13 protein-coding genes are annotated in these 10255 nt (G+C 59.1%); 8 read left to right on the forward strand and 5 right to left on the reverse strand.

The genetic code is table 11. The features are described 5' to 3' along the window. Positions 1–566 precede the first annotated feature (566 nt). The 3 genes from ACEWQZ_RS00135 (at position 567) to ACEWQZ_RS00145 (ending at position 2655) form a co-directional block, all read left to right on the forward strand. The gene (locus tag ACEWQZ_RS00135; RefSeq protein ID WP_476481041.1) at positions 567–779 is read left to right on the forward strand and encodes a hypothetical protein; all 213 of its coding nucleotides are present in this window, start codon (positions 567–569) and stop codon (positions 777–779) included. Positions 780–1316: 537 nt separating this feature from the next. After that, the gene (locus ACEWQZ_RS00140) at positions 1317–1496 is read left to right on the forward strand and encodes a DUF4357 domain-containing protein (RefSeq protein WP_476481042.1); all 180 of its coding nucleotides are present in this window, start codon (positions 1317–1319) and stop codon (positions 1494–1496) included. Positions 1497–1776: 280 nt separating this feature from the next. Further along, positions 1777–2655, forward strand: a complete 879-nt coding sequence (locus ACEWQZ_RS00145; RefSeq protein WP_476481053.1) for an alpha/beta hydrolase family protein — start codon at positions 1777–1779, stop codon at positions 2653–2655. 518 nt (positions 2656–3173) lie between these two features. Here the strand turns inward: ACEWQZ_RS00145 and ACEWQZ_RS00150 are convergent. From ACEWQZ_RS00150 to ACEWQZ_RS00165, 4 genes are all read right to left on the reverse strand, one after another. Continuing rightward, positions 3174–3536: a hypothetical protein gene (locus tag ACEWQZ_RS00150; RefSeq protein ID WP_476481043.1), complete on the reverse strand. Its 363-nt coding sequence runs from the start codon at positions 3534–3536 to the stop codon at positions 3174–3176. 111 nt (positions 3537–3647) lie between these two features. Beyond that, a complete protein-coding gene (locus ACEWQZ_RS00155) occupies positions 3648–3962 on the reverse strand; it encodes a heavy-metal-associated domain-containing protein (RefSeq protein ID WP_476481044.1) in 315 nt (104 codons plus the stop codon). A gap of 49 nt (positions 3963–4011) precedes the next feature. Next, positions 4012–4497 carry a heavy-metal-associated domain-containing protein gene (locus ACEWQZ_RS00160; RefSeq protein WP_476481045.1) on the reverse strand — a complete coding sequence of 162 codons (486 nt, stop codon included), beginning with the start codon at positions 4495–4497 and terminating at the stop codon, positions 4012–4014. 21 nt (positions 4498–4518) lie between these two features. Continuing rightward, entirely contained in the window at positions 4519–5367 is an 849-nt protein-coding gene (locus tag ACEWQZ_RS00165; protein WP_476481046.1) for a hypothetical protein, read from the reverse strand. 110 nt (positions 5368–5477) lie between these two features. On the opposite strand from ACEWQZ_RS00165, the gene ACEWQZ_RS00170 reads away from it, so the two are divergent. Then, on the forward strand, positions 5478–5747 hold the full coding sequence (locus ACEWQZ_RS00170; protein ID WP_476481047.1) for a thioredoxin family protein: 270 nt from the start codon (positions 5478–5480) through the stop codon (positions 5745–5747). Then, positions 5747–6190: a heavy metal-responsive transcriptional regulator gene (locus ACEWQZ_RS00175; RefSeq protein ID WP_476481048.1), complete on the forward strand. Its 444-nt coding sequence runs from the start codon at positions 5747–5749 to the stop codon at positions 6188–6190. Before ACEWQZ_RS00170 ends, ACEWQZ_RS00175 begins: the two co-directional genes overlap by 1 nt. 41 nt (positions 6191–6231) lie before the next feature. On the opposite strand, the gene merR is transcribed toward ACEWQZ_RS00175, so the two are convergent. After that, complete coding sequence (gene merR, locus ACEWQZ_RS00180) at positions 6232–6663, reverse strand: Hg(II)-responsive transcriptional regulator (RefSeq protein ID WP_476481049.1); 432 nt, start codon at positions 6661–6663, stop codon at positions 6232–6234. A 133-nt stretch (positions 6664–6796) separates the two neighbouring features. Here merR and ACEWQZ_RS00185 point away from each other — a divergent pair, with 133 nt between their 5' ends. The 3 genes from ACEWQZ_RS00185 to merA are packed head-to-tail and all read left to right on the forward strand — an operon-like array spanning position 6797 to position 8952. Continuing rightward, the gene (locus ACEWQZ_RS00185; protein WP_476481050.1) at positions 6797–7165 is read left to right on the forward strand and encodes a mercuric transporter MerT family protein; all 369 of its coding nucleotides are present in this window, start codon (positions 6797–6799) and stop codon (positions 7163–7165) included. Positions 7166–7190: 25 nt separating this feature from the next. Then, positions 7191–7550 (forward strand): heavy-metal-associated domain-containing protein, encoded by a 360-nt coding sequence (locus ACEWQZ_RS00190; protein ID WP_476481051.1) that lies wholly within the window; start codon positions 7191–7193, stop codon positions 7548–7550. Continuing rightward, positions 7543–8952: a mercury(II) reductase gene (gene merA / locus ACEWQZ_RS00195; protein WP_476481052.1), complete on the forward strand. Its 1410-nt coding sequence runs from the start codon at positions 7543–7545 to the stop codon at positions 8950–8952. Before ACEWQZ_RS00190 ends, merA begins: the two co-directional genes overlap by 8 nt. Positions 8953–10255 lie beyond the last annotated feature (1303 nt).

The following is a 10255-nucleotide window of genomic DNA, read 5'->3' on the forward strand; positions in this document are numbered from 1 at the left end:
GACGATGGTCAGACCGCAACGGAGTTACTCGGCACACCAGGTGCGTTCGAAGTCTCACCAACACCGGTCAGCGCCGAGCTGCCCGAGGTTGTTACATAGAAATCGTCGCCGATGTGTTGGGAATATGTTGACACGTTCCGCCCTGACCGCGCCCGTATCATGGCCCGCACCTTGATCACTTCAAGCTCCGTGTCGAGGAGAGTCTTTTCCAAAACGCCTGACATCGGAAGACGGCGTCCAGGTTATTTCAGCATACGCGCGAGCATTCTCTGTAATCCGGAGCAGTTCAGCACGCGCCAGACGTGGCTGTTGGCAGCGTAGGGCCGCCTGAAAGGGTGGTGAGACCATCACTGGCGCAAGCTCAGGCGGGCATGCTAGTCTGCCTTTAGCCTCGACCAAGATTGGCGAGGGCAGGGCGGGTTGACTCAAAACCGGAGGTCTCCGGAAAACCTGGGGCGATTCATTGATGCTGCGCACACGCGGGATAAAATCTAACTAGTGGCTGTTGTCGACGCACCTACGCTGGCGCTCCGGTACGCCGCAAAGCCAAGCGTTAGGTTTATCTCATGATTTATGAATCCTCGTATTGGAAGAAGCCATTGCTGGCAGCAGCTGATTTTATATCGGCAATCAGAATTGGCGAGGAAGAGCAGGGTGATAATCTAGCCCGCGTGGAACGCGAAATTCTGATTGGTTTCTATTCTGTTCGTAAGCTATTGGATACTCTCAAGGTCTCCAGCAGCACCAAGACCATGAATTTTGACCTGCGATATTTCTAGATTGAAGCTGGGAGAAAAGTAGATTACTTCAATCGGTGGGAAGTTGATGAGCTATTCAATCTGGAGAGGCCTCTGAGTGAGACAAGAGATCTGATCTTCCTCTGCAATCAGTTCGTCCATAGCTATATTCATGTGTTCGATATTGGTAAATCACAGGCCGTTGAGGGTGTATTTGTAGCTTCCGACCGAGCGCGTAGTAATCGGCTCTATTTCGTTTCGCGGGAGCAGATTGTTCGTATATTTCGTGCCGTTGGAAACGACTACCCGGCAAGCCAGAGCTACCAGCGCAATGCCCAAACGGGGCAATGGCAGGTCGGAGATGCCGAAACCTAACAATCACAGACACGCGACAGCTACTACATTGCGGCTTCGCCTCCATTTTGCAGCCGCGTATGCTGGAGGTAGAAAAGGTATACGAGGTCATTAAGCCGCCTAGTCAACCGTCAATGCGCTTCTAAGGAATAAAGATAGATCCTGAGCGCGAGGCGAGCCAAGGCCTGATCTGGTTGCTGAACAAGCCCTGGGGCGCAAGCTGATGTGCCCTCTCCAATAGCAGACAAGTCGGTTTGCTTTTTAGGGCGGCGCGGGTTGCATGGCGCGTGGTGTTTTTCGAGAGCGAGCGCGGCTGCTGCAATTATTCACGGTGGGCACGCCAATGGTCTTACGGCCTGGAAAACCGAAAACGGACGCACGCTCAAAGATATCGAATCACTATAACGAACCGTTGCTGAAAATGAGCCCCTCTTTGTTCAAGCTAATTCTCGCAGCCGCATGCTTGTTTTTGGCTGCATGTGCAGAGCCACCCGACAGGGCCAATCCTGTTGGACGTTCCTTTGAGTCGTTCGTGGATAATGAACGGCATGGCTGGACAGGAACACAGAGTCGGCCATTACAGACGACGATCTGGTATCCAGCCGCTGCGGAGGCTTCGGAAAGCGAGTGGCGCATTGGTGTTTTTCGGGCTGGCTGGACGGCGCAGGGTGCCGACATGATTGGCATGCCCGAGCAGCTTCCTCTGGTCGTTTTGTCCCACGGCACAGGCGGTGCCGCGGCGCAGCTTTCCTGGCTGGCTGAACATCTGGCGTCTAACGGATACCTTGTTGCCGCCGTAAACCACCATGGCAACACCGCGGCAGAAGACGCCTATGCGCCGCAAGGCTTTGCGCTTTGGTGGGAACGAGCGCGCGATATATCCGTCGTGATAGACAAACTGCTCGCTCACTCTAGATTCGGACACCGTATCGACACTTCCACAATTGGCGTCGCAGGCTTTTCTCTTGGTGGGTATACGGCGTTGGCTACCGCCGGCGCCCGTACCGACCGAAATCAATGGCAACGCTATTGTGCCGACAACCCGGCTGACCCGGTTTGCAGCCTGCCGCCTGAAGCGCCGTTCACCATGTCGGAAGTAGAGCGGCTGGTGGAGGAGGATGAAAGCGCCAGGACATCGATAGAGCGCTCGAACGAATCCTGGCTGGATGAGCGAGTTCAAGCGGCCTATGCCATTGCGCCAGTGCTCGGTCCGGCGCTCGACGCGCAGAGTCTGGGCGGTATTTCTATTCCGGTTCGAATCGTTGTTGGCGATAGAGACGATCAGGCGCTGGCAAAAGTCAATGCCGTGCCGATCCGGGAATCCATCCCTGATGCAGAGCTGCTGCTTTTGCCAGATGTCGCTCATTACACCTTTCTTGCGCCATGCAGCCTGAAAGGGCGTCTTCTGGTGCGCGAGCTTTGCAAGGATCCGCGCGGGATCGACCGGCATGAAGTCCACCAGCAGGTCGGCGCCGATGCGCTGGTTTTCTTCAACCGGGCATTCTCGGACGTGGGCAGGGCCGATTTTGGCACTGACCACGCGGCTTCAATGCCGGCTCGATAGTCTCCGCGACTTCTGCGGGCCAGAGTATTCTGATCGGGCAGGGCGTCCATCCGAGCTGGGCGCAGCGTCGTTCGCTCACCTGGCCGGGACTTTCGGAATCGAATCGGAGCAGGCGTCCGACAGGGAGCTGAAGACGTTTCTTTCGGAAGTGCGTGATGGATTCTGCAGACCGGAACATCAATGAGGCGGCGAACTTAAACACAGATGCATGGTGTGGGAAGGGTTTCAGTAGACGAGCAAGAAAAGGTTGAAACTTAGCACGCCATAACTTATTGATTTTCTGTAGCGCCGCCAACAAAAGTTGGAAACATACTAGATCGTATGGTTTTGCAAAAGCCCATCGAGCTTGGAAACAAGAAAAGTTGGCAACAATTCGTCGGATTCCAAGCAAGGTTGGAAACAATTCGTACAGAGCCCCTGCCAGGCCCGTGAGTTTGCCATCCTCAGCCGTTCCCCAAAGGCAGCAAGGCGACGTGAACAAGTTTTGTAGGGCACCAGGTATCGTGGGCGATGGGATTCTATTCGAAGAGTTTTCGCAACGGCAGGGCCAGGTAGGCCACGAACAGCCCCGTCGACCACAGGGCGATCCCTGTCCACCAGACGCGGCGGTTCCACCGGTCAAGACGGTCGCAGCGTGCCGCCAGCACCGGATCGGCCGGGCAGGTGCGACCCGGCCGGCGGATTAACCAGCCCGCCAGGGCGAGCATAACGGCAGAAAAGGCAAAGACCCATTCCTTGTGCCGGCTGAGTTCGATCAGCCAGGGTAGTTCAGAGGTCAGCCCGGCCACGGCAGCGCCGAATCCCAGGCTCACCAACATCACCGGCAGGGCACAGCAGAGCAGGGTGCCGGTGGTGGTCATCAGGCTCAGCCAGGTGGTCACGCTTTCGCGAAATCGAAGCCACATGCAGTTTGTTCCTTAGTTGACGGCGGTTCCTCCAGGGAACCGGGTCCTAGATGGTGAGCGTCAAAGCTGTGAACCCATCAGACAAGATCAGCCCTCGGAATCAGCCGATTCGGCTGTCTTGCCCCTGTAGGTAAACCCCGCCTCTTCGAACAAGGTCCGAAGTTGCTCATCACTCAGCTCAGTGCCGGCTTCCACGTTCAGGCGCACTTCTCCGGTATCGACATTGACGTCGATGGAGTCATCGACCACGCCCTCAACTTCCTGCAGCCGGCCTTCGACGTTCTCGGCGCAGAGCTCGCAGGCGAGACCCTCAACCTGGATGAGGTAGTGAGTGGTGTCGGCCAAGGCCGTTCCGGCTAGCGTCAGGAGCAGAGTCAGCAACAAGGTTTGAATCGGTTTCATTGTGTTTCACCTCTTGTAGATTAAATATAGAGCAAGCAGGGGCAATCAACTATTCACGCCGCTGAATGCCCTTCACTTCGATGAGCGTGGCCTGGTCTTCTGGTACCCGGCCGGTGATGACAAGCCGCGTGTCGAGCACGGCATCAAGCTGACCGGCCGGAACGGCTTCGGTGGGTTCAAGCGTGAACCGCTGTTCGCCCACGACCAGCTGGCGCTCGGCATTCACGCTCGTCAGCCGGCCCTCGAGCCGGACGTCTGCGGCTCGTGGCGTGAATCCGCTGCGCTTGATGATTTTTCGGATCTCGGCCATGTCCGGTTCCGCGTCCGCGGTCAGACTCAACGTGGCGATGCCGTTTTCGAGACTCACTTCCACCGCGCTCACACCGTCCAGTTGGCCCAGCGCCTTTTCCACGGAGTAGGCGCAAGGCGCGCAATCCATGCCGTGGGCCGTTTGCTTGATCCACAGAGCGTCATCGGCCAACGCTGACAGTGGACTGGCCAGGGTGATGGTCAGCAACAGGAATAATGACTTCATACGCATAGTTTGTTGTCCTCATTAGAACCAGTAGGTTACGACCAGCTTGGCCCGATAGCGCTCATCGGGTTCCGCGGCGTTCATGTCTTCATGCAAGGGGAATAAGACGCCGCCCGACAGGCCCCATGGCCCGCTCAGCGCCAGAAAGCTCGGTCCGGCGAGCAGGCGCCGACCCCCGGTGTCGGTCAGGGTTTGGCCGTCGCGTTGATCGGACTGGGGGAATTCCGCCACGACCTCGGCGAACCAGCGAAAATCCAGCGGGGCGTCATCCCTGCGGAAAAAGTTCGGGCGGTAACCGAAAACCGCGCCGGCATAGTAAAGATCGCCTAGGTGGTCGCCGCGTTTCTCGCGGTGGGTTTCGGCCCCGGCCGACAGCCACCAGTAAGTCTGGCGGGAGGCGTAGCCGGTGGCCACCGCGACATTCAGCGACTCGCCAGCGTTCAGATCCCGCCGCTTAGGCTGATCGGGCGTGGCAATACTGACATGGAGCGTGCTTTCGCGACGCGTCCCGATGGCGGGGGCGCGGCGGTGAAAGCGCCACATCAACTGAGCTTCCGTAGCGCGTGGCGCACCCATCATTCCGGATCGCATATTGGGCAACAGACCATTCGCGCGACCGCTGCGGGCGAGGGGAAAGCGGAAATTGAACTGAAGATCCTCGTTGAGCCCGTAGCCGAACATCTGGCCCAGCGTGGTCGGGGCACTACCGTCTTCGGTGCGCAGTCCCATCATGACGGTGTCGCTGCTGGCTCCGCCCTTGCCCAGGGTGGGTGTGGCCAGCGCGAAGACCGGCCCGTGGCCCTCGGCCAAAGCGGTCGGCGCCAGCAGCATGGCCGCCAGAAAAATGGCGGCACAAGTACATCGTGTCATGAGGTTGCTCCTTTCGGCAGTGTTCCAGCGCCCTCGATATGGGCATCATTGAGGGCAGCGTAGTACCTGGAGTACACTCAAGGTCAAGCTTTATGTTGGGAACGAGCCCAATGCGAGCGGATCTACACCTCTATTACGCGCCACATTGCCCCTATTGCCGGGGCGCGGCAGCTGTAGTCGAGGAGGCCGTCCGAGCTTTGAAGCTGAACGGGCCGGTGCAGGAGCGCAATGTCGTCGAGCATCTCGACGCGGCGGTGGCCGCGGGTGTGCGACAAACGCCCGCGCTTGTCCTCAACGGTCGGCTGATTGCTGCCGGCCGCCTGAAGCCGACCCAGCTCGAGAAAGTGCTTGAGCAGGCACTGTCGGAGGAGGGAGGTTGATGGCCTGGTCTATTGGTGCGATGACGGAAATGACGGGCCTGTCCGCAGATGCCCTGCGCTATTACGAACGGATTGGACTGCTTCCTGCGCCGGCCCGCAGCTCCGGCGGCCGTCGGGTCTACCGGGAACGAGACCTGGGCCGGATTCGCTTCATCCAGCATGCCCAGGCCATCGGCTTTTCTCTTGACGAGGTTGGTCAGCTGCTTCGTTTCCGGGAAGACCCCACTGGCAGCAGCCGGGCCGTGCGGGAACTGGCGGCATGCAAGCACCAGGCGGTACGTGAGCAGATGGAGCTACTCCAGCGTATGGAAGCCGAGCTGGATCTGCTCACCTCGATCTGCCGCGGCGACGGCAATCACTGCCCCATTCTTGAGCACCTGGAAGAGGGCAATTCAGCAAACAAAACCCGTTTCGCTCGGACTGAAGAACCAGGGCGACGCTGAGCACTCGCCGGTTGGCCATGATCGGCACACTTCCAGCGTCTCTATTCGAGATGATTGCTCTCCGCTGAACGTTCGCGCAACGACATGATCAGTGGACAATGAATGTTGCCTTCCTGCTGTCGGCATTCGCGAACCAGGTCGGAGAGCACACGTTCTATGCGCTTGAGCGCGACGATTTTCTGCCGCACGTCGGCCAGCTTGTGTTCGGCCAGCGAGCGCGCTTCGTCACAGTCCGTGCCGTCGTCGAGTTGCAACAGTTCGGCGATTTCGTCCAGGCTGAACCCCAGTTCCTTGGCCGATCGTATGAAGTTCAGCCTTTCGACGTCGTTCGGCCCATAGCGGCGGATCCGTCCGTGGGCACGTTGCGGTTCGCGCAGCAACCCGCGGCGCTGGTAGAAGCGCACGGTTTCGACGCCGACACCGACTTCCCCGGCGAGTGCGCCGATGGTGAGTTGTCTGTCCTTTCCGTCCATCGCGACGCTCCAATTCCGTAGCCAGGTACGGGAAAAGGCTAGCACGGAGTTGCTGGCAGGACGCCCTTGCATCCGTACCAAGGTACGGGTTTATGCTCATCATTAACGGCGACCCGTAAGGAGTTTCGAGGCAATGAGCGATCCCAACGACAATTCGGCTGAGTCCGAAAAGGGGCTACTGGCCCTGGGCGGGCTGGGCGCGGCACTGGCTTCGGCCTGCTGCATCCTGCCATTCGTCCTGGTCGCCCTGGGCCTGGGCGGGGCCTGGCTGGCCAACCTGCACGCGCTCTATCCGTATCGCTGGCTGTTCATCGGTGCCGCGGCCGTGGCCCTGTTTTTCGCCTGGCGCCGCTTGTATCGGCCGCGGACCGACTGCGCCGACGGCGAGGTCTGTGCCGTGCCGACGGTCAGGCGCGCCTATCGCGTGCTGTTCTGGGTGATTGCCAGCCTGGTGGCGCTGTCTGCGATTGCCCCTTACTTGCTTGGCGCCATCCTCAATTGAAACCCATCAAAGGAGACAACAAGCCATGTCCATGAGACTTGATTCAACTGACGATCGCCTGGCGCTCTTGGCGACGGTCGTTCTAAGCCTGTTGCTGCTTGCCGGTTGCAGTGACCCGGCGGAAGCGCAGTCATCGGCTGCCGAAGGCGAAAGCGAGCGCCGCGAAGTGGTGCTGTCGGTGCCGGACATGAACTGCCCGATGTGCCCGATCACCGTCCGGCGCGCGCTCAACGGCGTCGATGGCGTCGACGAGGCCGAAGCGGATCTCGATACCAAACAGGCACGCGTGGTATTCGACCCGGCACGTACCGATTCCAGGGCGTTGATCGCCGCGATCGAAAATGCAGGGTTCAGCGCCACGGTCAATGGCAAAAGCGATGAGTGACAGGGACCGGCTGCACATCGCCATCATCGGCAGCGGCAGCGCCGCGTTCGCCGCGGCGATTCGGGCCGCGGAAGAGGGCGCCCGGGTGACCATGATCGAGCGCGGCACGCTCGGCGGAACCTGCGTCAATGTCGGCTGCGTGCCGTCGAAGATCATGATCCAGGCCGCCCATGTGGCCCACGTGCGATTGGGCAGCCCCTTCGATGACGGCATCTCCGCCACGCCGCCAAGGATCGATCGCAAGCGACTTATCGCCCAGCAGCAGGCCAGGGTCGAGGAGCTACGTCAGTCCAAGTATCAGTCCATTGTGGACACGCACGAGGCCATCGAAGTGATCCGCGGCCAGGCGCACTTTGTCGACCGGCACACGCTGGCGGTCGAAAGGGAATCCGGGGCCAAACAGCACCTGACGTTCGATCGTTGCCTGATCGCCACCGGCGCCCATCCCGCGATCCCGCCCATTCCGGGCCTGGCGGACACGCCGTACTGGACCTCCACCGAGGCTCTGGAGAGCGAAACGATCCCCGACCGCCTGGCCATCATCGGCTCGTCGGTCGTCGCCGTCGAGCTCGCCCAGGCCTTCGCGCGTCTGGGCAGCCAGGTCACGATCCTGGCGCGCAGCACGCTGTTGTCCCGCGAAGACCCGGCCATCGGCGAGCACCTGACGCGCGTCTTCCGGGATGAAGGCATCGAGGTGCTTGAAAACACCGAGGCCGATCGGGTCGATCATGTCGGCGATGAATTTCAGCTGGCGACCGGGCAGGGCACGCTCAAGGCCGATCGACTGCTTGTTGCCACCGGCCGGGCGCCCAACACGAACGGGCTAGGTCTGGATAGCATCGGCGTGGAGACCGAAAGGAGCGGTGCGGTGATCGTCGATGATCACATGCGAACCAGCACTGCCGGCATCCATGCCGCGGGTGACTGCAGCAACCAGCCGCAGCTCGTCTACGTAGCCGCGGCCGCGGGGACCCGAGCCGCGATCAACATGACCGGCGGCGATGCGACGCTCGACCTGCGCGCCATGCCGGCGGTGGTATTCACCGAGCCCCAGGTGGCCACGGCCGGTCTGTCCGAGGCCGAAGCCGAACGCCAGGGCATGGAGGTCGAAACCCGCACCCTGGATCTGGAGAACGTGCCACGAGCCCTGGTCAACTTCGACACGCGCGGCTTCATCAAACTGGTGGCAGAAGTCGATTCGAGACGGTTGATCGGCGTGCAGGCCGTGGCCGGCCATGCCGGCGAACTGATTCAGTCCGCCTCGCTGGCCATTGAGCAGCGAATGACGGTCGATGAGCTAGCCAATCTACTGTTCCCATACCTGACGATGGTGGAGGGCTTGAAGCTGGCGGCGCAGACGTTCACCCGTGACGTCAAAGAGCTCTCGTGTTGTGCCGGATGACAGCCAGAGAGGTTTTTAAGGGTCCGTCAAAAGCCAAGCAAAGTTTCAATCGGTTCGTACGGGATCCTTGGCAAGGCAACCGATCTGCCATCCTTAGCCGCCCCCCGCGGGTCCGCAAGGCGGCGTGAGCCGGTCTTGTGGCACCAAAAGGCACACTGGCACATGATCCATATGGTGTGCTAGCCTTGCCTTTGATTCGGCCCATGTTGGGAAGGGGCAGGTCGAATCGCTGGGCAATCAGAGGGAGAATGATCGTGACCAAGCGCGATCAGTCACGTACTGGCGTTGGAAGCACACATCGAGGACCACCTCGCCAATTGGGCGTATCAGGCCTAGGCCACCTTCGGACAATCACGGCCTGTTTCTCAGCCTCTGGTCGTGATCAGCCAACTTGGCTCCCGGCCACTTTCGATCACAATACGGACCGATTTGGTCAGGGACTGGGCGGTTGAGTTAATCCGATCGAACCGATTCGAACTGGGAGTGGCATGAACGAGAACTGCGATTTTACAGCAAAAATAGCGAACCCTGCTTCCGTTTTTTCACCAGACGCATACCGCACTCGCGCCACTGTATTGGCGAATGTTCGAGCACAGCGTTCGAAAATTACATATCGTAACAATTGGCCACAGATCTACTAGTCATGTTTGCAAGGAGTTGCTAAATAAACGATCAGTGAACTTGGGTTAGCGGGTAGCGGTTTGGGTTCAACTCCCTTCCCACTTACCTTGTCCTCAGTTGCCGTTCTTGTATTGGTTGTTTTTTCTTATGTGAATAAGCGATTGCTAACAATATCGGAGCCAGGCCGCTGTCCTGGCAAGAAGGGTAATATTATGAGGAAAGCAGCATTGTACGTTAGGTATATTGTCGCTTCAGGCGTCGAAGTAGTATCGGCACTGGGGGTAAGCTTTGTGGCCACGGTCTGGCCGCTATCCCAAGTTCATTGCATTCAAGTCAAACATAACGAATAAGGATAGGTCGTGAGAGCGAAGCGAGCCACGACCTGATCCGGTTGTTGAACAAGCCCGGTGCCAAGCTGATGGATTCTTTCTAATAGCAGACAAGTCGGTTTACTTTTGTCGACGGCGTGTGCTGCATTACGCGTTGGGTTTTCCGAGGGCGAGCGCGACTATTGACTTGTTTTCAAGCCGGCTCGATTAACCCCCCCCTTATTCTTCAATGCGGGCTAGAAAGAGGTATGGCGTGTCAATTTCTGTCGTATAATCAGAGTGTTAAGGCACTAATCCCACGACAGAAAGAGAACACGCCATGGGTGAAACACTACCCCTTTTCAAAGCCTCGT

The sequence above is a fragment of the Wenzhouxiangella sp. YN1 genome, assembly GCF_056324145.1.